19 protein-coding genes and 1 pseudogene are annotated in these 24,485 nt (G+C 74.1%); 13 read left to right on the top strand and 7 right to left on the bottom strand.

The features are described 5' to 3' along the window. Nucleotides 1–76 precede the first annotated feature (76 nt). The 3 genes from ACY1JF_RS25090 to ACY1JF_RS25080 form a co-directional block, all read right to left on the bottom strand. Nucleotides 77–1,345, bottom strand: coding sequence for an acyl-CoA dehydrogenase family protein (locus ACY1JF_RS25090; RefSeq protein WP_462707503.1), 1,269 nt, complete (start codon nucleotides 1,343–1,345; stop codon nucleotides 77–79). Between the two features lie 74 nt (nucleotides 1,346–1,419). After that, complete coding sequence (locus ACY1JF_RS25085) at nucleotides 1,420–1,998, bottom strand: winged helix-turn-helix domain-containing protein (protein WP_462707502.1); 579 nt, start codon at nucleotides 1,996–1,998, stop codon at nucleotides 1,420–1,422. 122 nt (nucleotides 1,999–2,120) lie between these two features. After that, nucleotides 2,121–2,204, bottom strand: coding sequence for a putative leader peptide (locus ACY1JF_RS25080; RefSeq protein WP_462707517.1), 84 nt, complete (start codon nucleotides 2,202–2,204; stop codon nucleotides 2,121–2,123). A 502-nt stretch (nucleotides 2,205–2,706) separates the two neighbouring features. On the opposite strand from ACY1JF_RS25080, the gene ACY1JF_RS25075 reads away from it, so the two are divergent. Both ACY1JF_RS25075 and ACY1JF_RS25070 read left to right on the top strand, forming a co-directional pair. Then, entirely contained in the window at nucleotides 2,707–3,417 is a 711-nt protein-coding gene (locus ACY1JF_RS25075; RefSeq protein ID WP_462707501.1) for a hypothetical protein, read from the top strand. 853 nt (nucleotides 3,418–4,270) lie between these two features. Next, a complete protein-coding gene (locus ACY1JF_RS25070; RefSeq protein WP_462707500.1) occupies nucleotides 4,271–5,446 on the top strand; it encodes a PP2C family protein-serine/threonine phosphatase in 1,176 nt (391 codons plus the stop codon). A gap of 351 nt (nucleotides 5,447–5,797) precedes the next feature. Here the strand turns inward: ACY1JF_RS25070 and helR are convergent, their stop codons facing one another. From helR to ACY1JF_RS25055, 3 genes and pseudogenes are all read right to left on the bottom strand, one after another. Beyond that, nucleotides 5,798–7,966 (bottom strand): RNA polymerase recycling motor ATPase HelR, encoded by a 2,169-nt coding sequence (gene helR, locus ACY1JF_RS25065; protein WP_462707499.1) that lies wholly within the window; start codon nucleotides 7,964–7,966, stop codon nucleotides 5,798–5,800. Nucleotides 7,967–8,990: 1,024 nt separating this feature from the next. Continuing rightward, nucleotides 8,991–9,407, bottom strand: coding sequence for a 4-hydroxyphenylacetate 3-hydroxylase N-terminal domain-containing protein (locus ACY1JF_RS25060; protein WP_462707498.1), 417 nt, complete (start codon nucleotides 9,405–9,407; stop codon nucleotides 8,991–8,993). A 179-nt stretch (nucleotides 9,408–9,586) separates the two neighbouring features. Continuing rightward, nucleotides 9,587–10,335, bottom strand: a pseudogene (locus ACY1JF_RS25055) (MFS transporter); the annotation flags it as partial. A gap of 491 nt (nucleotides 10,336–10,826) precedes the next feature. Between ACY1JF_RS25055 and ACY1JF_RS25050 the strand changes: the two are divergent. From ACY1JF_RS25050 to ACY1JF_RS25040, 3 genes are all read left to right on the top strand, one after another. Next, nucleotides 10,827–12,077, top strand: coding sequence for a poly(ethylene terephthalate) hydrolase family protein (locus tag ACY1JF_RS25050; protein WP_462707497.1), 1,251 nt, complete (start codon nucleotides 10,827–10,829; stop codon nucleotides 12,075–12,077). Between the two features lie 880 nt (nucleotides 12,078–12,957). Further along, the gene (locus ACY1JF_RS25045; RefSeq protein ID WP_462707496.1) at nucleotides 12,958–13,482 is read left to right on the top strand and encodes a hypothetical protein; all 525 of its coding nucleotides are present in this window, start codon (nucleotides 12,958–12,960) and stop codon (nucleotides 13,480–13,482) included. A gap of 668 nt (nucleotides 13,483–14,150) precedes the next feature. Continuing rightward, nucleotides 14,151–14,351 (top strand): hypothetical protein, encoded by a 201-nt coding sequence (locus ACY1JF_RS25040; RefSeq protein ID WP_462707495.1) that lies wholly within the window; start codon nucleotides 14,151–14,153, stop codon nucleotides 14,349–14,351. A gap of 101 nt (nucleotides 14,352–14,452) precedes the next feature. Here ACY1JF_RS25040 and ACY1JF_RS25035 read toward each other — a convergent pair whose 3' ends face one another. Next, the gene (locus tag ACY1JF_RS25035) at nucleotides 14,453–15,100 is read right to left on the bottom strand and encodes a YceI family protein (protein WP_462707494.1); all 648 of its coding nucleotides are present in this window, start codon (nucleotides 15,098–15,100) and stop codon (nucleotides 14,453–14,455) included. Between the two features lie 636 nt (nucleotides 15,101–15,736). On the opposite strand from ACY1JF_RS25035, the gene ACY1JF_RS25030 reads away from it, so the two are divergent. From ACY1JF_RS25030 to ACY1JF_RS24995, 8 genes are read left to right on the top strand one after another with little or no spacing between them, the layout of a single operon-like run. Next, nucleotides 15,737–16,903, top strand: a complete 1,167-nt coding sequence (locus ACY1JF_RS25030) for a hypothetical protein (protein WP_462707493.1) — start codon at nucleotides 15,737–15,739, stop codon at nucleotides 16,901–16,903. Next, nucleotides 16,900–17,670, top strand: a complete 771-nt coding sequence (locus tag ACY1JF_RS25025; protein ID WP_462707492.1) for a WecB/TagA/CpsF family glycosyltransferase — start codon at nucleotides 16,900–16,902, stop codon at nucleotides 17,668–17,670. Before ACY1JF_RS25030 ends, ACY1JF_RS25025 begins: the two co-directional genes overlap by 4 nt. After that, entirely contained in the window at nucleotides 17,670–18,929 is a 1,260-nt protein-coding gene (locus tag ACY1JF_RS25020; RefSeq protein ID WP_462707491.1) for a nucleotide sugar dehydrogenase, read from the top strand. Before ACY1JF_RS25025 ends, ACY1JF_RS25020 begins: the two co-directional genes overlap by 1 nt. A 4-nt stretch (nucleotides 18,930–18,933) precedes the next feature. After that, nucleotides 18,934–20,103 (top strand): non-hydrolyzing UDP-N-acetylglucosamine 2-epimerase, encoded by a 1,170-nt coding sequence (wecB, locus tag ACY1JF_RS25015; RefSeq protein WP_462707490.1) that lies wholly within the window; start codon nucleotides 18,934–18,936, stop codon nucleotides 20,101–20,103. 51 nt (nucleotides 20,104–20,154) lie between these two features. Further along, nucleotides 20,155–21,069, top strand: a complete 915-nt coding sequence (locus ACY1JF_RS25010) for a YveK family protein (RefSeq protein WP_462707489.1) — start codon at nucleotides 20,155–20,157, stop codon at nucleotides 21,067–21,069. Further along, nucleotides 21,029–22,624 (top strand): oligosaccharide flippase family protein, encoded by a 1,596-nt coding sequence (locus ACY1JF_RS25005; RefSeq protein WP_462707488.1) that lies wholly within the window; start codon nucleotides 21,029–21,031, stop codon nucleotides 22,622–22,624. The genes ACY1JF_RS25010 and ACY1JF_RS25005 overlap by 41 nt, the downstream gene beginning before the upstream one ends. Further along, nucleotides 22,621–23,679, top strand: coding sequence for a hypothetical protein (locus tag ACY1JF_RS25000; RefSeq protein ID WP_462707487.1), 1,059 nt, complete (start codon nucleotides 22,621–22,623; stop codon nucleotides 23,677–23,679). Before ACY1JF_RS25005 ends, ACY1JF_RS25000 begins: the two co-directional genes overlap by 4 nt. Nucleotides 23,680–23,690: 11 nt before the next feature. Next, nucleotides 23,691–24,482, top strand: coding sequence for a glycosyltransferase family 2 protein (locus ACY1JF_RS24995; protein WP_462707486.1), 792 nt, complete (start codon nucleotides 23,691–23,693; stop codon nucleotides 24,480–24,482). The last annotated feature ends 3 nt before the right edge of the window (nucleotides 24,483–24,485 follow it).

Here is a 24,485-nt window from a genome sequence, read left to right as displayed (position 1 = left end):
CGTACGGGGCGTCACCGCCCCGTACGGCCGGTGCCTTTCCCTGTGCTCCGCGCCGGCCGCGCCGCGGCCGGTCCCGTCAGGCGGGGAGGGCGAACGGGGGATGTGCCCCGCTGAGGAAGTAGTCCCCGACCTCGCGCAGTCCGTGGGCCACGGGGTGGCCGAGGGTGTGGGTGCGGGCGTTGCGCCAGAAGCGGTCGAACCCGTGGCGCGAGGAGGCGGCGCCGGGGCCGATGACGTCCAGGGCGCGGGTGGTGATGTCGTGGACGGCCCGCGCGGCGGCGGCTTCGGCGGCGGCGGCGAGTACGGAGATCTCGGCGCACTCGTCGTCGGTGAGGTCCTCGCCGCGGGCCAGCCCGTCGTCGAGGGCGGCCACCGCCTGGTCGGCGAGGGCGGACGCCGCGCGCGCGTCGACGGTGAGTTCGCCGTAGGTGACCAGCGGGTACGGGTCCTGCGCCGGGCCGTCCTGCCAGGACGGGAGGCCGGCTTCGGGGCGGTCGCCGAGCGGGGAGCGGCCGCCGGCGCGGATGTGCTCGCGGGTCCTGGTGTACTCGCGGGCCTCGGCGAGCACGCCCTCGGCGATGCCCAGGCAGAGCTGGGCGGAGACCAGGCGTCCGGTGGCGGCGGCCAGGCCGGCGAACGGCGGCAGCGCGCCCTCGTCGGCGGAGAGCGACCCCAGCACCGCGTCACCGGCGACGGGTACGGCGTCGAACTCCACGCTGCCGGTGTCCGACAGCCGCTGCCCGAACGCGTCCCCGTCGTCCCCGCTTCTCACACCGGGGTGAGCGGGGTCGACGAGGACGGCCAGCGGCTCGCCGCTGTCGGGCCGGGCGGCCCGGACGACCAGCCGGTCGGCGACGCGGACGCCGCCGACGGTGTCCTGGCGTCCGTTGAGCAGGTAGCCGCCGCGGGAGTCCGGGGCGAGCCGCAGGGGCTGCTCGTGGGCGGCGAAGCCGCCGCCCCAGCACCACTGGCCCGCCGCGGAACGGCGGGCGACCCGAGCGGCCAGGTCGGGCCCGGCGAAGAAGCGGGCCGTCCAGGACAGGACGTAATGGCCGCCGAGGAGCCGGCCGATGGCCCCGTCGGCCGCGGCGACCTCCCGGACGACGGCGTGGGCCGTGCTCCACTCCGCCCCTCCCCCGCCGTGCTCGGCGGCGATCAGCAGGGTCAGCAGTCCGGCCTCGCGGAGCCGGGCGACCTCGTCGAACGGGGGCTTGCCGGCCTGGTCGCGGGTGATCGCGTCGGTGGCGAGGTCCTCGGCCACCTCACGGGCGACGAGCAGCCAGTGGGCACGGCCCTCGGCCTCGGCCGGGGAAGGGACCGAAGGGGCGGGGGCGGTCGTCGTCACGTCCGTTCCCGGTGCCTCGGTGACCGGCGGACCGGCACCGGGCCGGGGTGGGGCAGCGTCACCGCCGTTCCTCCTCAGGACTTTCCTCGGGACGCGGAGCCGGAGCACTCCGGCCGGGCGGGGGTGTACTTGTAACCGACGCGCCGGACGGTGACGATCCGGTGCCGGTGGGCGCGGCCGAGCTTGGCCCGCACCCGGGCGATGTGCACGTCGACGGTGCGGCCGTCGCCGACGTGGCCGTACCCCCATACGCTGCCGATGAGCGACTCGCGGGAGAGCACCTGGTCGGGGTGGGCGACGAGGTGGGCGAGCAGTTCGAACTCCAGGTAGGTCAGGTCCAGCAGGCGTCCGCCGATCCGCGCGACGCGCCGTACGGTGTCGATCCCGATGTCGTTCTCCTCCTCGGCCGTGCCGTGCTCCGCGGGGGCCTCCGGCACGGGCGCGAGGGGGTGGATGACCGGCCGCGGCCCGTCGGGGACGAACAGGCGGGCGGGGTCGGTGCCTTCCGGGACGAACACGACGTAGCCGACGAGCGGCCCGGCGGCCCGCGCCGCCGGGTCGCCGGGCGGCTGTCCGGGCACCAGCCGCAGATGGCGGGGGCCCGGGTCGGCGGGTCCGGGGGGCGGGGTCTCGGACGGCAGGGGGGTGGTCATGACGGGCTCCTCGACAGGGGCGCCGGGCGGCCGGGGCGGGGCGGGCGGCCGGGAGGGGGCGAGTCTGGAACAGGAGGGGGCGAAGCGGGGTGACGGCACGCGTCAGCGCGTCAGGGATCGTCCTACGGGAGACGGCAGACCGCGCCGGCGACACGACAGAAGTCGACATGCCGACGGCGAACGAGCGGCTGCTGCGTACGGGACATGTGTCCCATCCTGCGCACCCGGACCGCTCCCGGTCAACAGTTTCCTATAAAACCGATAGGGATGATGGAGAAAAGGCCGGCGGTGCTGTGCGTCGGCGTCCGGCCCGGCCGCTCGGCACACCCCTCCCGGCGCGGGTCACGCGCACTCCGCCGGCCAGGGCCACCGACGGCACCGGTCGCGCCCCGTCGGACGCATCCGGCCGGGCGCGTCCGTCCGGACACCGCCGCGCGCACCATCCGGGGACACCCGTCAGGTGGCGGGCCGCGGAGTGCCCTGCGGCCCGCCACCTGACGGTGTGTCAGCCACTCCCATCCAGTGGAAAACGGCCCGAGAGGAACAAGTGGCACTAGTTGTACGTAGTATCTCCACCTCAGGGCATACGCAGCAGCCGAGGCCCGCCCAGCCATCGCGCGCGGCCGCAAGGGTGCCCCGCGGTCCCCCGGCACCCGGCTGCTGCCCGCCGGCAGCATCGACCGTCAGTGTCAAGGAGAGTGACCGACCATGTCGGAGACAGCGTCCACCGCCACCGAAATCGCCTCGCAGTACGCCGCGCAGGTGACCGGAGACCTGGAGCGCAACGCCAAGGAGCAGGAGCGCCTCAGCTCGGAGATCACCGCTCTTCAGGAGCGGCTCGCCGCGTTGCAGCGCGACCACAGTGTGCTGGTCAGCATCCAGCAGGCGCTGGGCTCGACAGGGGCACCGGCCGAGGAGGCGGTCGTGTCCGACAGCGCGGCCGTGCCGTCGCCGCGCAGGAAGTCCGCGCCCGCCGAGGGCACCGGCCCCAAGCGGGCCCGGGCGAAGAAGTCCGCGCCGCGGCAGGACCGGACGGGGAAGAAGACGCCGTCGGCCGGCAAGTCCGCGGCCGGGCCGGCCGCCGAGTCCGGTGTCAGGACCGGCACCACGCCCACGGCGAAGACCGCGGCGAAGACCGGGGCGAAGAAGCCTGCCGCTCCGACTCTGGGCGAGCTGATCCTCGGTGTGCTGGCCGGACAGGCCGGGCCGCGTTCGGCCGCGGAGGTGGCCGGCGCGCTGAACGAGGCCCACGCCGACCGGACGGTCAAGACCACGGTCGTGCGCAACACCCTGGAGAACCTGGTGGCCAGGAACCAGGTGCAGCGCACCAAGCAGGGCACCTCCGTCTTCTACACCGCCTCCGAGACCGCTCCGGCCGCGGCGCCGGCGGACGAGGCACCGTCCGAGAAGGCCGAGTAGCGGTTGCCGCGGGCCGCGCGGTGACTCCCGGAGGCCGGGCCCCGTCGATCGAGCGGAGCAACGACCTGCTCGGCGCTCGCGGTGCGCCGGGCCGACGGTGCCGGGGTGCCGGGGTGCCGACGGCGGCGCATCACCGCTCAGAGTCGCGGCACACCCCGCTGCTGACCGGCCGGGACACGCGCCGGCGTCCGGACGGGCGGTACGCCGCCGACGGCTCAAAACCGGACCGCGACAACGGATGTCCACGGGGCGCGCGCTTCCCGTCCGCCGTTCCCTGACGACGTGCCGCTCGGCGCCGCAGGCGGCCGACGCCCGGCCGCGCGGGGCGAGTCGCCCGGCCACCGGGTGCGCGCACCGGCCCGGGAGCCCCCGCCGTCGAGGTTCACGCCCCGGCCACCACCGTCCGCGTACCGCCGTCGAACACCCGGCACAGCGCGTGGCCGGGCTGACAGCCCAGGGTGCGGCAGACGGCGTCGGGCGTCGTGGACCGCACCGCCCCGGCGCACCCGTCCTGGTCCGGCGGCGGGTCAGCGGACCGGCGGACCGTGGCGTTTGTGACGCGGCGCGCGCCGGTCGGTGCTCTGGTGGACCAGAAGAAGGGCGAGCAGCAGTGGCCCGGCGGTGCACAGCGTGAAGAGCATGAGTCACCTCTCGCTCGGCTGACCTGACTGAGGTGTACCCGCTTACCCCCCGCACCAGTGGTGTGAACCCGGCCGCCACCCTCACGTGCCTCCGGCCTCGCACACCCGCACGACCGTGTTCGGCGCGGGGCCGGCCGGGCATGTGGGGGCCGGGACCGGGCAGATGAACCATCCGCGACGGCAGGACGCCACGACCGCGGAGGGAGAGGGCCATGGACGGCAACACCTTGGAGTTGGGAGACCTGCTCGCCGACGCCGAGGACGCCTCGCCGGTGGAGTCGGTCGACGTCGTGGCGCGCAACCTCCAAAAGCGGTTCGCGGCGGCCAGCGTCTCGTTCCTCTTCCTGGATCTGATCGAGGAGGAGCTGGTACGGCTCACCACCGCCGACGGCGTACGGGACGGGCACCGGGCGACACGCATCGCGCTGCGCGGCAGCGTCTACGAGAAGGTGCTGCGGTCGCAGCGCCGACGCGTCGAACCGGACGGTGACGGAAGCCACCGGGTGATCTCACCGGTCACCAACCGCGGGGACTGCGTGGGCGTCCTGGAGGTGACCCTTCCGCACGCCGACCCCTCGGTCCTGTACAAGATCGACCAGGCGGCCCACGCCCTGGCCTACATCATCGTCACCGACCGGCGCTTCACCGACCTCTACCACTGGGGCCGGCGCACCACACCGACCAGTCTGGCCGCCGAGATCCAGCACCAGTTGCTGCCGTCCGCCTCGGCCTGCGACGCCGCGCAGTTCTCCATCGCGGGCGGCCTGGTGCCGGCCGACAACATCGGGGGCGACACCTACGACTTCGCCCTGGACCGGGACGTGCTGCACCTGTCCATCACGGACGCGATGGGCCACGACACCGACTCGGCGCTGCTGGCCACCTTGCTGCTGGGGGCGCTGCGCGGCGCCCGCCGCACCGGATGCGGCATCGCGGAGCAGGCCAGACGCGCGCACCAGGCCCTGCTCGACCACAACCGGGGCCTGGCCACCGGTCAGTTGCTGTGTGTCCAGCTCGCCACCGGCGCCGTCCAGCTGATCAACGCCGGCCATCCGCGTCCCCTGCTGCTGCGCGACGGCACCGTACGGGAACTCGTGCTCCGCGCCAACCTGCCCTTCGGTGTCGCCTCCCCCGTGCCCCACCAGGTCCAGTACCTGAGGTTGCGCCCCGGTGACCGGCTCGTCCTGCTCACCGACGGCATGCAGGAGCGCGGCGCGTCCGAGGTCGATCTGCCCGCCCTGCTCCGCGACTCCCGCGCCCTCCACCCCAGGGAGGTGGTCCGCACCCTGGCAGGCGCCGTGCAGGACGCCTGCCGGGGCCGGCTGCGGGACGACGCCACCGTCCTGTGCCTGGACTGGTACGGCGACCGGGTTCCGCGGCTCCGGTAGCCGACGGGGCGGTCCGGGGACGGCGGCCGGCCCGAGCGGCCCTTCGAGGCGGCTGTCGCCGTTCCGCGGCGTGGGTGTGCTCAGCGCAGTGCGATGCGGGCGGTGACCCGTTCGCCGGTCGGCGCGAGCCGACCGGCGAGGTGCCGGCCGCTTCGACCTCGCCCATGCCGCCACCGCCGTCCGGCTCCCCCGTGGAGCGCGCGACGCCGCCGTCCCGCGCGACCGGAACACTTGTCGCCCCCCACGACAGTTCCCGTCGCGTCCCGGCAGGGCTCCGTGGTCCCGGCGCCCTCTCACGGGACATGAGCGGACGGTCCGGCCGGTCCCGCGCCGCCGCGCCGCCCGCGGGTGTCAGGAACGGGTGAGGACGACGAGCTGCCGGGTCGCGCGGGTCATCGCGACATAGCGGTCGACGGCTCCTTCGACGCCCTCGCCGAAGCGGTCCGGGTCGACGAGGACGACCAGGTCGAACTCGAGTCCCTTCGCCAGTTCGGGGGTGAGCGAGCGGACGCGGGACGTCGCCGGGAACGCGGGGTCGCCGATGACGCAGGCGGTTCCCTCGTCGTGTGCGGCGAGCCAGGTCCCGAGCACCGTCTCCAGGTCCGCGGTGGAGCCGTGGACGACGGGGACGCCGCCGCTGCGGACGGAGGTGGGCACGTTGGCGTCCGGGAGGGCGGCCCGGATGACCGGCTCGGCCTCCGCCATGATCTCCTGTGGCGTCCGGTAGTTGATGTTCAGGCGGGCCAGGCCGATCCGGTCGAGGCCGACCCGTTCGAGCCGTTCCCGCCATGACTCGGTGAACCCGTGCCGGGCCTGGGCGCGGTCCCCGACGACGGTGAAACTGCGCGAGGGGCAGCGGGCCAGCAGCATCTGCCACTCCGCGTCGGTCAGTTCCTGGGCCTCGTCGACGACGACGTGGGCGAACGGCCCGGCCAGGAGGTCCGGTTCGGCGGTGGCCAGTTCGCTCTCGTCGACCAGGCTGACCCGGGCGTCCTGGCCGCGCAGCATCCGTACCAGGCCCTCGCCGTCGTCTCCGTCCGCGCCGGAGTCCGCCACCGCCGCGATCAGGTTGTCGACGACCCGGTCCATGCGGTCGCGCTGGGCGGCCAGGGCCGCCTGCTCCCGGCGCCTTCGCCGCGCCGCCCGCGGGTCGCCGAGCCGCTGCCGCGCCGCGTCCAGCAGCGGCAGGTCGGACACCGTCCAGGCGGCCGGGTCCGCGCGCTGGAGCCTGCGTACCTCGTCCCGGTCGAGCCAGGGCGCGCACAGCCGCAGATAGGCGGGGACCGTCCAGAGGTCGCCGACCAGGTCGGCCGCTTCGAGCAGCGGCCAGGCGCGGTCGAAGGCGGTGCGCAGCTCCCGGTTCCGGTCGAGCGACCTGCGCAGCAGTTCCTGTGGGGCGTCGCCGTCGTGCTTGTCGGCCAGGATGGTGAGCAGTTCCTCCCAGACCTGGTCGCGGGCCTCGTTGTGCGGGGTGCCGGGGGCCGCCGCTTCGAAGGCGACGGCCCACTCGTCGGCGCTCAGCCGGATGTCGGACCAGGGGGTGGTGACCGTCATCCCCTCGGTGGGGGGCTCCTCGTAGAACCGGACGGCCTTCTCGATCGCTCTCACCAGGTCGGCGGACGACTTGAGCCGGGCCACCTCCGGATCGGCTTCCACGCCCGCTGTGGCTCCCTCGGTGACGAGGTCGCGCAGGACGCAGGTCTGCACGCCCTCCTCCCCGAGACTGGGCAGGACGTCGGAGACGTAGGCGAGGTAGGGCCGGTGCGGGCCGACGAACAGGACGCCGCCCCTGCGGTGGCCCAGGCGCGGGTCGGAGTAGACGAGGTAGGCGGCACGGTGCAGGGCGACGACGGTCTTGCCGGTGCCCGGCCCTCCGTCGACGACCAGGGTGCCGCGGGAGCCCGCGCGGATGACGGCGTCCTGGTCGGCCTGGATGGTGCCGAGCACGTCCCGCATCCGTGCCGACCTGGCGGAGCCGAGGCCGGCGATGAAGGCGGACTGGTCGTCCAGCGCGGCGTGGCCGGCGAACCCGTCCGGGGTGAACACCTCGTCCCAGTAGTCGCTGATCCGGCCGTCGCTCCAGCGGTACCGGCGACGGCTGGCCAGCCCCATCGGGTGGGCGTGGGTGGCGCCGAAGAACGGCTCGGCGGCGGGGGAACGCCAGTCGACCAGCAGACGGCGGCCCGTGCTGTCGGTGAGACCGAGCCGTCCGACGTACACCGGCTCGGGGCTGTCCGTGCCGACCATCCGTCCCAGGCACAGGTCGAGGCCGAAGCGGCGCAGCGCGCGCAGCCGGGCGGTGAGCCGGTGGATCTCCGCGTCCCGGTCCATCGCCTGGCGGCCCAGGCCGCCGGGGGCCCTGCGGGCGGCGGCGAGACGCTCGGACAGCTCGGTGACGGACTGCTCCAGGCACGCCGCCAGGGCCGCGAAGTGCCGCTCGTCATCGGCGATCAGCGCCGGGTCGCCCTTGGCCGAGAGCCGGTCGGGGAGGTTGAACGCGCTGGTGGTCAGGGGGGTCATGGTTGTCTCAGCTCCGATGTGAAGGGCGCTCACGGCCAAGGCGCGTGGCAGGGGCCGGGCTCGGGTCCGGGGGTCGGGTCCGGAGGCCGGGTCCAGGACCGGTCGGGCGCCGGCCACGGCCGGCCGCCGATGACGTGGTCACGTACGCCCCGCACCGGGGCGGTCCGTGGGAGACCCGGCTCGTGCTGAGCGCCTCCCCGAACAGTACGTCGACACTCTCGGCGTCCAGGTCCCACGGCACCCGGTGGTCGGTCACCTCCGGCGGGAAGGGCCGGCCCGCGTACGCCAGCGGCGGGCGCGGCGGCGACGGCGGGGTCAGCTGCTGGAAGGTCACGGACACGGAACGGATGCCGGGCTTCTCGGCCGCCGACAGCGCACCGGCCGCGGCCGGCACCACGCCGGTCGCCACCAGCACGTCGCAGCCCCCGGCCGCCCCGGTGACCACCTCGGACCGGGCGGCGATCAACGCGGCGGCGCGCTCGGGCAGCGACGACGGCTCCGGCGCCGCCTTCGTCAGCGCGCGCCGACGGGCCGGCCGGCACCAGTGGCACACCTGCGCCGGGCGGCCGGTGCGCGAAGTCCTCGGTCGGCGGTGCGCACACCAGCGCCTCGGCGCCGGGGTCCCGCAGCGCCAGGGCCGGCCCCACCAAGGGTTCGGCATCCCCGCGCGACCCGTACGTCGACAACAGCACACGCACTCGGCGACTCCCGTTTCCGCTGGTCCTGGGCTCAGGCCGGTCATTGTGCGGCACGGCGGGGGCCTTGCCGCAAGGCCCCCCGTGCGCTATACGTTGAGAGTGGCGGAAAGTGGGTTCCTCCCCCCGCCGTTCCCCCGGGCATCGCGAGCCGTGCCGTGTGCCGTACGGCGGTGTTCGTCAGTTCCGCTCCGGGCCCCGTAGGCGGTCGGACAGTCCGGCGGCGTCGCGGACCACCCGCAGCGGCGGGTCGGGGTCCTGATCCTGGGGGCTTTCGGACCGGTCGCCCCTGGGGCCGGGGTCGGCCGAGACGCGGAACAGGTCCTCGGTCACCGAACGGGCGACGTGGCGCCGGATGTTGCGGAGAACCGCGGGTCCGGCTCGCCGAGGACCCGCCGGCCGCCGAGGAGCGACCGCGTCCCGCCGGCCGTCTCGCCGCCGATCCGGGTGACGACGCCGCGCGCCTCGTCCGGCACGGTGTCGACGGCGGCGCGCCTGCCGTGCCGGTCCCGCCGGGTGAGCGGCGGTTCGCAGGCGACGCTGTGGCGCTCGCCGGTGTCCGGATCGGCGGAGGACATGACGTCCCGGGTGGTGGCCTCGTGGGCGAGGTCGTGAATACGGACGCGGATGCCGGCGATCGGGGCGAACCGGGGGTGCGCGGTGACGTCCTCGACGCGTTCGCCGCCGGTCCAGATCCGCCGGTCGGCGGAGAGGGATTCCTTGTACCGCCGGCCGGTACGGATCATGCGGAGCCTCCTCGGCCGCGGCGGACTCGCGGAGGGCATGCCCGCTTCGCCCGAGCCGTGAACGGGCCGGTGCGGGCGCCGTAGGGTCGCCGGCCCGCGGCCGGTGGCGGCGGAACCCGGTTCCGCCGCCGGGCCCGGCAGGCGTACGGCTCAGGCGCGGGTCGGCGCCTTTCCGCCGGGGCCCTCTCGTCCGCGGCCTCCTCGCTGTCCGTGCGCAGGGCGGGGATCAGGCACGCCACGGCGGCCGGCACCAGCGCGACACCGCAGCCGATCAGCAGCCCCGTGCGGAAGCCGTCCTCCGAGGCGATCTCGTAACCGCCCATGGTGACGGTCGTCTGCGCCAGGACGACGCCGATCACCGCTGAGCCGACGGTCGTGCCGAGCGAGCGCATCAGGGCGTCGAAGCCGTTGGCCGCCGCCGTCTCGGAGAGCGGCACCGCGCTCATGATCAGCGCGGGCATGGCGCCGTAGGCCAGTGCGACACCACTGTTGATCACGATACCGGCGGTCATCAGGCCCCAGGCGGTCCCCATCAGCGGAAGGGCGAGGCCGTAGCCGGCGGCGATCACCAGCGCGCCGAGGACGAGGGCGGGCCTGGGCCCTCGGGAGTTGATGAGCTTGCCGTCCGGAGGAGAGATGATCATCACGCCGCCGGGAGCGAGGTACGGACCCGCCGCCAGCATCGACTGGCCCGGGCCGTACCCCGTGGCCTCGGGGAACTGGAGCAGCCGCGGCGCGACCAGCATGAAGGCGTACATGCCGGCGCCGATGAGGATCGAGGACACGTTGGTGAGCAGCACGCGGGGGCGGGCCGTGGTGCGCAGGTCGATCAGCGGGTCGCGGGTGCGCAGCTCGTAGCGGCCCAGGCCGCGAGCGCGGTGCCCGCGAGGGCGAACAGCTCCAGCGTGGTGCCCGAGCCCCAGCCCCAGGCCGGGACGCCCCTGCGCGTCAGCGGTGACGGGACGCCGACGGGTCCGCGTCGACCCGCCAGGCCGCGCGGCAGCCACGACACCGTCCCCGTATCCCGTCGGCCGGGGCCGCGGGGGCGAAGCGCGGCATCGCGTCGAGGAGGCCGCCGGGACGCCGGCGTGATACGCGTCGAAGACCTCGCCCCGCGTACGGGAAACGAGGGGGCAAGGGGACGGACGAGGCGCCGGCCCGCCCGAACGGCTCGCGGCGCGTCCCGAGCGGCTCACGGCGCGGGTCTTCCCGGCGGTACGGCACCGCGGCGGCTCCCGCCGCACCGCACCGGTGATTCACGTGATTCCCGCGCCGCGACTCCCCGCTTGAATCGGCTCGTTCCGGTACCGAGACGTCCTTCGGTGACCGGGGAAGACAGGACAGACAGGCACGCCCCCGCAACCGACACGACCCGCGCCGCGGCGCAGACGGCCGGCGCGGCCAGGAGGGATTCCCGACATGTCTCGTTCCAGTTGGCGCTTACGCGTGTGCGGCACCGTGGCCCTCACCGCCCTGTCGGTGGGAGCCGCCGGCGCGCTCACGCCTCCCGCTGCCGCCGCCACCGCGGTCTACAGCGAGGACTTCGCCGACGGGCTCGGCACGTTCACCGCCGACGGCTCCGTCACCACCGGCACATACGGCGCCCGGTTGAGCGGTTCGCTGCTCTCCGACCCGTCGCTGACGTCCGCGCCCATCGATCTGACCGGGCACAGCGAGGTGACGGTGTCGTACACCCGGACGGCGTCCGGGCTGGACCTCGGCGAGACGTTCACCGCGGCCTACTCGGTCGACGGCGGGTCGTTCACCTCGCTGGAGTCGGCGCGCACCGCCACCGGCGCGGCGTCGTTCCGCCTGCCCGCCTCGGTGGACGGGCACGAGCTGCGGCTGCGGTTCTCGCTGGACGCCAACAGCGTCCTGGAGTCGCTGACGGTCGACGACGTCCTGGTCGAGGCGGCGGGCGACGGCGGGCCGACCGATCCCCCGCCCGGGTCCCTGCCCCCGGTGTCCGACGTCACCGCGCCCGGACCGTACGCGGTCACCGTCGACGAGTCGGCGGGCCCGGACGGCGACGGATGGCTGGTGTACCCGGCCGCCGCCGGCCGGGACGGTGTGGACCACCCGATCCTCGTCTGGGGCCCGGGCGCGGGCTCCGACCCGGCCGCCTACGAGGACATGCTGCGCCAGTGGGCGTCGCACGGGTTCGTGGTCTACAGCGAGGTCTCGTCCAGCAGCGGCGACTACATGGTCGACGCCCTCGACTGGCTGGAGGACGTGAACGCCGACGCCGGCGACCCGCTGTACCAGGACCTCGATCTCTCCGAGGTGGCCTTCGGCGGTCATTCCCGCGGGTCGATCGGGACGTTCGACGTCGCCGACGACCCGCGGCTGGAGACCACCATCCACGTGGCGGGCGGTTCCTTCGACGGAAACGGCCCGGACAGTCTGCGCAATCCGGCCCTCTACATCGGCGGCGACGCCGACTTCGCCACCTCGAACGTGGAGCGCGACTACACCAACACCGATGTGCCGGTGTGGTTCAACATCCTCGACGGCACCGATCACATCGCCGCCACGCGCAACGGGCAGCACATCATCACCGCGTGGCTGCGGTGGCACCTGGCCGACGAGGAGTTCCGCCGTACGACGGACTTCCTGAGCGCCGGCTGCACGTTCTGCGGCCTGGGCGAGGTGCGCTACAAGAACTGGTGACGTCGCGCTCCCGCCCTCGCCCGCCCGTCGGACCGGGACCCCGATGCCGCCGCCGACGACGTTCCGCCCGGTGACGTAGGCGGCGGAGGTGCGGAAGGCGACGGCCTCGGCGCTCCGGTGGACGGTGCCGGATCCCCGCGACGGGATGCGGGCGGCGGGTGACCCCGGTGACCTGGGTGACCTGGGTGACCTGGGTGACCTGGGTGGGCGTCTCGGGCGGCACACCCGCCCCGGATCGGATCGGGGCATCGACCGTTCCCCGGCTGACCGCGTCGCCGCCGAGGCGCCGGCTCGACGGCTCGACGGCTCGACGGCGAGCGAGGGCACCACCGCCGGCAGGGCACTCCTGCCGGCGGTGGTGACGCTCTCCCCCGCGACACGGCAAAGGACGCCGACGCCGACGGTGAAGACGGCCGAGGCACCGCCGGCGAGCGGCGGGGGGCTTGCGCGGGGTGGGGAACCGTCCCCGGTGGTGACGCCGAGCACATCGCCGGACGCCTCCTCGCCGACCTCCTCGACCGGTGCCCCGCGCGTGGTCCCGGCCTTCGGGAAGAGGGCGTCGGACAGCCGGCCAGCGGACGCGTCCTTCACGGCGCCCGCGGTGCCCCCCGGCGTTCCCCACCACCCGGACGCCGGGGGCACGGCCACGACTCGGGAGAGGGCGGAACCGAGGCCGGGCAGCAGGGTGGCCGCGTCCAGGACGGCGCGGGCGTCCTCGACGACGGGCCGCGTCCGCCGGGGCTCCGCCACCCCGTCGCCGCCCGCGGATGTGCGTCTCGGCGCGGGCGGGAACTCCCGGACGGCTTCACGCGTTGCGGAGAGCGACTTGATCGTACCGGGACTTGACGGCTGTGCCGTCGTCGGGGGAAGTGAGCAACCCATGGCCATGGTGGGCCTGTTCTGGATCGCCGAGGGCGATGTGTACGTGGGCGCGAAGCCGTCCGGCCTGGCTCCCGGGGTACGCCTGTCCCCCGAGGGCGTCGTGGCCCTCGGGGACGGACAGGCCGGTCTCCACCCGTGGGAGGACGTGCGGAGTCTGACGGTGACGGACGTGCCCGTGAAGACCGTGATGCGGCGGGTCGGCGCGGTCACCGACATGGCAGTGACCACGGTGCTGAACTTCGTGGACCCGGGCTCGGGCGGGGCGGACGAGGCCCCGGCGCTGATGACGGTGAACGTGGAGACAGCCGACGGCGGCCACGAGCTGGCGGCCTACGTGGCCGCGGCCGCCGGCTACTCCCAGGCGGAGACCGACCTCTCCCGCGCCCTCCTGGCCCGCCTCACGGAGGGCTCCGCGACGGTGGCCACCACCCTGACGGCCATGTCGGAGTGGGGCCGCACCCGGGAAGGCGGATCACCCCGGCCGACGGAGCGGGAGGCACTGCTGCGGAAGTGGCTGGGGTAGGGCTCCGCCCGGCTCCGGGGCCCGCGCGCCGTCGCCCTTCCCCTGCCGGCGCCGCATGGACGTATGGGGACCGCGGGCACCCCTCCTGCGGCCGCGGACCCCGCACGGCTTCCGCCCGGACGCTCCGGAAACGTCGAAGGGCCTGCACCCGACGGTCACCGGCCCGGTCGCCGGCCTGGGCCTGGAGAAGCGGTGGCGCGGGTCCAGGAGCCTGGTGGAGGTGCGGATCCCGGGGCGGCAGCGGGTGCTGCGACGGGAGAACGGGACAGGCCGGCGGCCGCTGTGCGAGGACCGGCCCGTCGCCCTGCTGCCCCGTCTGCCGCGCAGGCCCGCACACGGACCGGGCACGGTGCGCTGCCGCTCGCTCCCCCGTGCGCTACGCGAGCGGCGGCCCGCTGGACGCCGTCATGGCGCAGTTCTCCGCCGTTCCCTTCGGCCTCGGGGACACGACGGTCCCGGCGCGGTTCCCCGCGGTTCCGCGCGGACGGGGGCGTCCGGTGCATCGGGGCGAGCCCACCGCCGACGACGACGCGTGGGGCCGCCCCGGTACGGCGACCTCGGCAGGAGGCGCCCGGACGACGAACCCGGCGGCGACGGCTGGGGCTCGGACGGAGGAGACGGAGGGAGCGGTGACGGGGAGCGGGGCGAGTGGCTCGGAGGCGGTGGCGATGGAGGAGCAACGCCGTCAGATCCCGGAGACGCCCGCCGAGGGCAAGGCCCCCGCGGGCACGGCCGAGCGGCTGATCTCCGCCCCGGAACGGGACCGGCCCGCGTCACCGCCGGACGCCTCCGGCCCCGAGCGCCCGCGCGTGCCGGCGGACGCGGCGGACGGCTCCGACGCCAAGGCGCGGGAGGTGTCGGGCGAGTGACGGCGGCACCGGGCGGCAGCGCCGACGGAGCGGGTCCCGGCGTCGTCCCCGTCCCGGCGTCGTCCCCGTCCCGGCGTCACCCTCGTCCCGGCGTCACCCCGTCACGCCCGGATGGCGGAGATGTCGAACTGCAGCCGGATCTTCTCGCTGACCATCGCCCCGCCCGCTTCGAGGCGCTGGTTGTAGACCAGCCCCCACTCGGTGCGGTCGATCGTGGTGGTGCCGTCGAAACCGGCGCGCTCGTAGCCGAAGGGGTCCATGACCGAGCCGAGGTAGTCGAGCTGGAGGTCGACGGACCGGGTGACGCCGCGGATGGTCAGGTCGCCCGTCATACGGAAGCTCTCCCCGCCCTCGTGGACGGTGTCCGTACTGCGGAACACCATCTCCGGGTAGCGGCTCGCGTCGAAGAAGTCCGCGCCGACGAGGTGGGCGTCGCGCTGCTCCACGCCCGTGTCGACGCTGGCCACCTTGATGACGAGGTGCGCCCGCGACCGGGAGGGCCGGGCTCCGTCGAAGTACAGCTCGCTGTCGTAGTCGGCGAAGGAGCCCCGGACCGTCGTCACCATCGCGTGCCGCACGGAGAACCCGATGCGGCTGTGCGGACGGTCGATGGTCCACTCACCGGTCAGCGCGCGCAGCCTGGGGTCGAGCGCCGCACCGGCGGGCATGGCCTCCTCCACCGGCGCGTGGAAGTCGACAGGTGAGGCCGGCTCGGCGGTCGCGCTCTGGCGACGGCTGAAGATACCCATGAGGTCGTAAGCCCTTTCGACTCGATCCCCCCGTGCTATCACGGAGTCGACGGCCGAGGAACGGCGAAATGGGCGACTTCGTCCGGGTTCCATACCGCCGACCACAAAGCTGCACAAGTTCCCCGTGTCCGCGACGCGGCTCCGGCGGCCGGCGCCGCGGCCGCGGGTGTGCGCGGGATCCCTCCGCCGACCGGTCCGGCGTGAGCAGGGCGCCCCGCACGAAGGCGCCCGTGCCGTCCGGCGGCTCCGGTACCCGTCGGCCCGGGGTGCGGATCGGCGACAACGTGAGGCTCCAGAACCACGCGCCGGTCCACGAGCCCGCGGCACTCGCCGGCGGCGTGCCCGTCGGTCCGGCGGCGGCGCTCCCGGTTGTTTCCAGCTGTTTCTCGCAAAGTGTGTTTTCTCGAACACCTACCGGCATAACATGTGCACGAAGTGTGCAGACCAAGCACGATGAGCACACGAGCCAGTCGTGTCCAGGGGGGTTACGGGGTGATGGGGACACCTGTGTCCAAAGCCGGGAGCGCTTGTCGAACCGGCGTCTGACGTCTGCCTTTCCACCGTCCGGCCGGTCACGGCCCGACGGGCACAGTCTGCTGAACACAGGACCCACAGGGGGGTTGGTGTGTCCGAAAGATGACCATTTCACGTCTGGCGGCGCTCGGTCGTGACGAACCGTCGCTGCTGCCGCTCGCGCGACGGCTGCTGGCCCTGGCGGAGTCGGGCCTGCCCGCGATGCTGCTGCCGGGCAAGGAGGCCTTCGCCTTCACCCTGGCCGGGACGCGGGCACCCGACGGTTCCTGGCACCTGGAGCAGCGCGGGACCAGCAGACGGTACGCGGCCATCACCGCGCTCGGCGTCCACCGCCTGCCCGAGGAACGCCAGCGGACGGTGCTCGCGGGCCGCACCGCCCAGGAGTTCACCGGCCTGCTGGTGGAGTCACTGCCGTCGGTGACCAACCTCGGCGACGCCGCGCTCATCGCCTGGGCCGCCGCCGAGACCGGGCACCCCAAGCTGTCCGACGCCCTGGCCCGGGTGACGGCGCTGGACGACCACCGCCGGCCGCAGTACACCGTCGAGGCGGCCTGGGTGCTGTCCGCGCTGGCGGCGGCCCGTGACGCGGCCGATGTGGAGGAGCACCTCCGCGCGGCCCGCGACCGTCTGCTGCGCTCCCGAACCGGCGGCGGCCCGCTCTTCCCGCACGCCACCGGCCCCGGCCTGCTCCCCTGGTACCGGGCGCACGTGAGCTGTTTCGCCGACCAGACGTACCCGCTCCAGGCGCTGGCCCGCGCCCACGCCAGTGGCCCCGGCGATCCCGAGGCGCTGGCCGCGGCCCAGGCGTGTGCGGCCCGTGTCTGCGAGCTCCAGGGCGAGGGCGGTCAGTGGTGGTGGCACTACGACGCGCGCACCGGCGGTGTCGTGGAGGGCTATCCGGTCTACAGCGTCCACCAGCACGCGATGGCGCCGACCGCGCTGTTCGACCTCACCGAGGCCGGGGGCGGCGACTTCGGCGCGGCCGTCCGCAAAGGGCTGCGCTGGATGACGGACGTACCGGAACTGGCCGGACACCCCTCCGCCCAGGAGCCGTTGATTCTCGACGAACTGGGCGTGACCTGGCGCAAGGTCCACCGGGGTGACCCGAGGAAGGCCGTGCGGGCGGTGCGCGGACTGTCCACGCGGGCCGCCGCGGGGCTGCGGCTGAAGGTGCTGGACCGGGTGTACCGCCCGCTGTCCGTGGACCGCGAATGCCGGCCGTACGAGTTCGGCTGGATGCTCTACGCCTGGCAGGGGGGCCGGATATGAGCGGGCGGAGGTCGCTGTTCGGGATCGAGCTGGACCCGCTGACCATGGACCAGACGGTCGAGCGCTGCCTCGCCGCGGTGCGCGAGGGCCGACGGCTGGAGATCGGCGTGGTCAACGCCGCGAAGCTGGTCAACATGCGGCGCGACCCGCGGCTCGCCGAGGCGGTGACCGGCTGCGACCTGGTCCTCGCCGACGGACAGGCCGTGGTCTGGGCCGCGCGGGTGCTGCGCGCCCCGCTGCCGGAGCGGGTGGCCGGGATCGACCTGTTCCTGAGACTGCTGGCGGAGGCGGAGAAGGCCGGCATCCCGGTGTACTTCCTCGGCGCCCGGCAGGAGGTGCTCCAGGAGATGCTGCGCCGGGTCGCCGTCCGGTTCCCGGGACTGAAGGTGGCGGGCCACCGGAACGGTTATTTCGACGACTCCGAGCAGGAGGCGATCGCGAAATCCATCGCCGAGAGCGGCGCCCACATGCTTTTCCTTGGCATGACCTCACCAAAGAAGGAGATCTTCACCGCCGCCCACGGCGTACGTACGGGCGCCCGGGTCGTGCACGGGGTCGGCGGCTCCTTCGACATCCTGGCCGGGATCACCCGGCGGGCCCCCCAGTCCTGGCAGCGCCGGGGACTGGAGTGGCTCTACCGGGCCCTGCAGGAACCGCGCCGCCTGGGCCGGCGCTACCTCACCACCAACACCGCCTTCGTCCTCATGACGGTCCGCGAGCGCTTCCGGCTCACCCCGTCGACCGCTCCCGCGAACAGGAGTCACTGATGCGTGTCGTCGTGGTCGGACAGGGATACGTCGGCCTGCCGCTGGCCATCCGGGCCGCCGAGGTCGGACACGAGGTGATCGGCTACGACGTCGACACCCGGCGGATCAAGAGCCTCGCCTCCGGCGAGTCCTTCGTGGAGGACGTCTCCTCCGAGCGGGTGCGCGCGGCCCTGGACGACGGCACCTACCGCCCGAGCGAGTCGGCGCGGGACTGCGGCGGTTTCGACGTCGCCGTCGTGACCGTGCCGACCCCGCTCCACGAGGGCACTCCCGACCTGCGCTACATCAGGGAGTCGGCGGTCACCCTCGCCCGCTATCTGCGTCCCGGGGCCACGGTCGTCCTGGAGTCGACCACCTATCCCGGCACCACCCAGGAGCTGTTCGGGCCGCTCCTGGAGGAGGGGTCGGGGCTCACCGCGGGCCGCGATTTCCGGCTCGGCTACAGCCCGGAGCGGATCGACCCCGGCAACGCGGTGTGGGGCTTCAAGGAGACCCCGAAGGTCGTCTCCGGCGTCGACGAGGCATCGCTGGAGGCGGTCCAGGACTTCTACGGCCGGCTCGTCGACACCACCGTGCCGGTGGGGTCGCCCAAGGAAGCGGAACTGGCCAAGCTCCTGGAGAACACCTTCCGGCACGTGAACATCGCGCTGGTCAACGAGATCGCCATGTTCGCCCACCACCTGGACATCGACGTCTGGCAGGCCATCGACGCCGCCTCCAGCAAGCCCTTCGGGTTCATGAGGTTCACGCCCGGGCCGGGTGTCGGCGGACACTGCCTGCCGATCGACCCGTCGTACCTGTCCTGGCGGGTGCAGCGCGAACTCGGCCAGAGCTTCCGCTTCGTGGAGCTGGCCAACGACGTCAACAACCACATGCCCGAGTACGTGACACGGCGGATCACCGACCTGTTCAACACCAGACGCCGGTCCGTCAACGGTTCCCGCGTCCTGCTGCTCGGGCTCGCCTACAAGAAGAACACCGGTGACGCCCGCGAGTCGCCCGCGCTGCGCATCTCCCAGCTGCTCCTCGACATGGGGGCGCAGGTCAGGGCGGCGGACCCGCATGTCGTGGAGAGCCTGCCGGTGGACTCCCGGCTGGTGCGGGTCGACCTCGAACCGGAGGAGCTCAAGGCCGCCGACGTGGTGGTCCTGCTCACCGACCACGACTCCTTCGACTACGAACTCGTCGCCGAACACGCCCCCTTCGTCCTCGACTGCCGCCGACGGCTGCCGTCCGGACCCACGATCGAGGTGCTCTGAGGCAATGCCGCGCATCATCTGTGTCGCCGGGGCACGCCCCAACTACATGAAGATCAAACCGGTGATGGACGCGCTGGAGCGCCGGGGCGCCGAGGTACTCCTCGTCCACACCGGCCAGCACTACGACCCGGCCATGAACGACGTGTTCTTCACCGACCTCGGCATCCGCCCGCCGGACCGCTTCCTCGGCGTCGGCTCCGGCAGCCACGCCGAGCAGACCGGCCGGGTGATGACCGCGTTCGAGCCGCTGCTCGACGAGGTGTCCCCGGACCTCGTCGTCGTGGTCGGCGACATCAACTCCACGCTGGCCTGCGCCCTGGTCACCGCGAAGGCCGGCCCGCTGCTGGCGCACGTCGAGGCCGGACTGCGCAGCCGGGACTGGAGCATGCCGGAGGAGGTCAACCGGGTCGCCACCGACCGGGTCAGCGACTATCTGCTGGCCCCCTCCCCCGACGCGGTCGGCAACCTGCGCGCCGAGGGGTACCGGGAGGACCAGATCCACCTGGTCGGCAACGTCATGATCGACACGCTGCTGGCCAACCTGGAGCGGGCCCGGGCCTCGGACGTCCTCGACCGGTTCGGGCTGACCAGGGGCGGGTACGGCCTGGTCACGCTGCACCGGCCCGCCAACGTGGACGACCCGGAGGTGCTCGCCGGCCTGCTGAAGGCGCTGGGTGAGATCGCCGGCCGGTGCCCGCTGGTGCTGCCGGCGCATCCGCGCGCGGCCGGCCGGCTGAGCGAACTGGGGGTACCGGAGGGCGTCCGGCTCGTGCCGCCCGCCGGCTACCTGGACTTCATCGCGCTCCAGGACGCCGCCCGGGTGGTGCTGACCGACTCGGGCGGGGTGCAGGAGGAGACCACCGCCCTGGGCGTGCCGTGCGTGACGCTGCGGGACAACACCGAGCGGCCCGTCACCGTCGAGGAGGGCACCAACGTGCTCGCCGGGCGGGACCCGGCACGTGTCGTGAGCACCGTGCACGGGGTGCTGGACGCCCCTCCCGCGCCACGCCGGCCCGCGCTGTGGGACGGCCGGGCGAGCGACCGTATCGCCGAGGTGCTGCTGAGCGGCGGCACCGCGCGCACCCGGCCACGGCCCACCGACCGGCCGGGGTCCGCCGACCAACCGGAGCCCACCGCCCAACCGGGGCCGATGAGACCGGCGTTCCCCATATGATCCGCTTGCCACACATGCTCGTCGAACGCCGGGGCGCCAGGGGGTACCACCATGGATCTCGCGGAGATCTTCCGGGTCATGCGCAGGCGCTGGTACGTCCTGCTGCCCGGACTGTTGTCGACCGCCGTGCTGCTGGCCGCCGTGGCCCTGCTGGTCCCGGTGACGTACCAGTCGCAGAGCACGGTGGTGCTCCTCAACTCCCAGAAGGCCACGGTCGCTTACGACGGCAATCCGTTCCTGAGCACACAGGCCTCGCTCACCGGTATGGCCGACGGCCTGGCCCGCAACCTCAACTCCGACAGTTCGGTGCGGGAGCTGGAGTCCCGTGGCGCCACCGGCACGTTCGAGGCCAAGCTGGCCGACAACGCCCAGGGGCCGCTGATGTGGCTGACCGTCACGGGCACGGACGAGAAGGCCGTCCTGGCCTCCGACAAGCTGCTGACGGCGTACGCGAAGGAGCGGCTGGAGGAGTTCCAGCGGCAGCAGTCGGTCGACCCGGAGGCCATGATCCGGATGACCACGGTCGTGGCCCCGCAGCAGCCGGTGGCGCAGACCAGGACGCGGCTGCAGTACCTGGTCATGGCCGGGGCGCTGGGCCTGGTGCTGAGCCTGGTCGCCGTGTTCTGGACCGAAGCGCGCCGCCGGCCGCGCGCGCCGCGGCGGCCGGACGGCGCACCCGCACCGGACCACGCACCCGCGCCCACTCCCGACAGCACCCCCGAACCCGACAGCGCCCCCGAACCGGACAGCGTCCCGGAGCCGGACAGCGCCCGCGGGACCGGTGAGCCGGCCGTGGACCGGACCATCGCCCTGAGACGTCCGCCCGCCTGGTCCCGGGCCACCGGCCGCCGGAACCCGGCGGAGCCGAAGGCGGGGCGCGCGGCCGTGACGCCCGCCGCCGAGCCGCTCGACGAGGAGCCGACCCATGGACAGCGTTCGCCCACCGGACAGCGGGACCGCCGCTGACCCGAGCGGCACCCCCGCCGTGGACACGGCCGACCCGCACGCCCCCGACCCGCACGCCCCCGCCGCGGACACCCCAGCCGCGGCCACCCCCGCCGGGCACTCCCCCGGCGCGGACGCCGCCGGCACCGGCTCCCTCAGCCGGAAGGTGCGTTCCGCGGCGGGCTGGAGCCTGGCCAACACCATGGTCATGCGCCTGGGCAACTTCGCCACCGGCATCGTGCTGGCGCGCTTCGCGCTCGGCCCGGCGGAGTGGGGCGTCTACGGCATCGCCCAGACGGTCCTGCTGGTCCTGCTCTCCGCGAACGAGCTCGGCGTCAGCCTGGCCGTCGTCCGCTGGGAGGGCGACCCGCGCCGCTTCGCGCCGACCGTGCTCACCCTGGCCACCGCCTCCAGCGCGCTGCTCTACGCGGGCCTGTTCGTCACGGCGCCGGCGGTCGCCGGACTGCTGGACTCGCCGGACGCCACCGGTGTGCTGCGGGTGATGTGCCTGTGCCTGGTGATCGACGGGGTGGCGCAGGTGCCGGCCAACTTCCTGACGCGGGAGTTCGCCCAGGGCAAGCGCATGGTCATCGACGCGCTGAACTTCGTCCTGAGCACCGGGGTGACCCTGCTGCTGGCCTTCGCGGGCTGGGGGGCGATGAGTTTCGCGTGCGGCGCGGTGGCGGGCAACGTCGCCGCTCTCGTCGGCTGCGCCGTGGCCGCGCCCGGCACACTGCGGTTCGGCTGGGACCCCGGACAGGCCCGCGCCCTGCTGGGGTTCGGGCTGCCGCTGGCCGGTGCCAGTCTGCTCGCCCTGGCCGTCGTCAACGTGGACACCCTGGTCGTCGGCTCCACGCTCGGCGGGGTCTCGCTCGGTTTCTACGTCCTGGCGTTCAACATGTCCGGGTGGCCGGTCCGGGTCATCTCCGAGGCGGCCCGGCGGGTCTCCTTCGCCGGCTTCTCCCGGCTCGCCGGCTCCCCGGGGGCCCTCGCCGACGGCTTCAGCCGGGCGCTGGGCGTCCTGGTGACCGGCACCGTGCCGCTGTGCGTGCTGCTCGGCGGCCTCGCCGCGCCCGTCGTCGAGCTGGTGTACGGCAGCACCTGGGTCCCGGCCGCCGCCGCGCTGCCGTGGCTGATGGCCCTGGGCCTGGTCCGCATCGGCTGCGAACTCGCCTACGACTGTCTGGTCGCCGCCGGACAGCGCCGTTCCCTCATCCTGGTGCAGGGCCTGTGGGTGGCCGCGCTCGTTCCCGTCCTTGTCGCGGGTGCGCGGCTGGACGGCATCGTCGGTGTCGCGCAGGGGCACGTCCTGGTCGCCGCCGGGGTCATCGTCCCCGTGTTCCTGTGCGCCCTCGGCCGTGCCGGGATCGGTCCCGCCGCCGTCGGCCGGGCCTGTGCCTGGCCGTTGTTCGCGGGGGCGGTGATGACCCTGGTGGTCCTCGTCGAGCGGCGGCTGCTCGGCGACGGCACCCTCGCCCTGTTCGTCATCGGCACCAGCGCACTGGCCTGCTACGTGGTGTGCCTGCTGCCCGGCCGGCGCTTCCTGCTCGGCTCCCGAACCCCGGAGACCGTATGACGAGGCGCCGCCGGCTGACGGCCTGCCTGGCTCTGCTGCTGACCGCCGCCTGCTCCGCGGACCCCGCGCGGACGGACGGCCCCGCGGCGAGCGGACCGGCCGGTACCGGTTCCCCGCCCCCCGCCCGTGCCCCTTCCTCCACCGCGCCGCCCACCACCTCGGCGGCCCCCTCGGCGACCGGCTCCCCGCCGGCGGCCACGAACAGTCCCTCGCCACCGGTCCGCCCGCCCGCCACCTCGGCGGCGCCCGTGGAGGCGGCGTTCCCGAACGCGCGCAGCACCGGACCCCGCGTCCGGCTCACGCCGAAGTCCACGGGCGACCTGAGCGTGCGGACCGACGGGGCGGTCATCAGGGGGCAGGACATCACCGGTTCGCTCGACATCTACGCCGACGACGTCACCATCGTCGACTCCCGGATCACCTCCGCCAACTGGTGGGGCGTCAACCTGCGCCCCGGCCACCACGGGCTGCGCATCCTGCACAGCACCATCACCGCGGTCCCCGGCGAGGGCCCCGACAACGGCGGGGTCAACTACGCCGTGTCCAACATGGGCACCAGCTCCATCGAGGTCGGCTGGTGCGACATCTCCGTCTTCGGCAACGCCCTGTCCATGGGGCAGGGGCACATCCACGACACCTACGTCCACGGTCTCGTCCCCTTCCGCAACAACGGCGGCGAATGGCAGCATCTCGACGCGGTCATCAGCGGCGGCGGCAACGACGGCGAGCTGGTGATCCGGCACAACACCCTGCTCAACCCCGCACCCGTGGACCGCGGGGCGTCGGCCGCCGTGGGCCTGTTCGCCGACACCGGCCGGGTCTCCGACACGGTGATCGACGGCAACCTGCTGGCGGGCGGGGCGTACGCCCTGTACGGGGGCGGCGAGGGCGCCACCGGCATCACGGTCACCGACAACGTCTTCTCCACCCGCTACCACCCGAACAGCGGCTTCTACGGGCCGGTCACCGCCTGGAACGCGGGCGGCGCGGGCAACGTCTGGCGCGGGAACCGGTTCTCCGACGGCACCCCGGTCGTCCCCGAGCCGGCCGGCTGAGGAAGAGGATCATGCGACGTGTCGTCCGCCTCCCCTGGGAGCTGCTCAAGCACGCCTTCGGCTGGATCGTCCTGTTCGAGCTGCGCAACAAGGTCCTGCTGCTGCCCTCCGCGCTGCGCCTGCGCCGGCTGGAGAACGCCGAGACCCGTCGGCTGGCGGCGGTCCTCACTCCCCCGCCCGCCGCCCTGGTGGCGACCGTCATCGCCACCCACCGCCGGCCCGGGCAGCTGCGGGCGGCGGTCCGTTCGGCGCTGGCGCAGACCGTGCGGGACCAGGTCGTCGTCGTGGTCGACGACGGCGCCGGGCTCCCAAAGCTGCCCGCCGACCCCCGGCTGTTCGCCGTGTCGCTGTCCCGCAACACCGGGGTGGCCGGGGTGGTGCGCAACGTGGGCATCCGGCTGACGCGCTCGCGGTACGTGGCGTTCCTGGACGACGACAACCTGTGGGAGCCCGACCACCTGGAGCGGGCGCTGGCCGCCCTGGAGGCGCCCGGCGGGCCCGACGGCGTGTACACGGCGCTGCGCCGCGTCCTGCCGGACGGCACCGAACGGGACGTGCTGTCCGTGCCGTTCGACCGGCGCCGGGCGGCCCGGGAGTCCTTCCTGGACACCAACGCGTTCGTCGCCCGGCGCGACGGCTCCCTGCACTTCAGCCGGCTGCGCCGGACCCCGCGGGTGCTGCCGCGGGAGGACTGGGAGCTGATCCACCGGTACGGCCGGAAACACCGGGTGCGCCACGTGCCCCACCCCACCGTGCGGTACCTGGTGAACCCGGACAGTTTCTACACGACGTGGTCCGGATGAGCG

Source organism: Streptomyces sp. SYSU D01066-1 (assembly GCF_054956795.1).
Note: the sequence above shows the minus strand (reverse complement) of the source record. Positions and strands in the feature narration are given on the sequence as shown.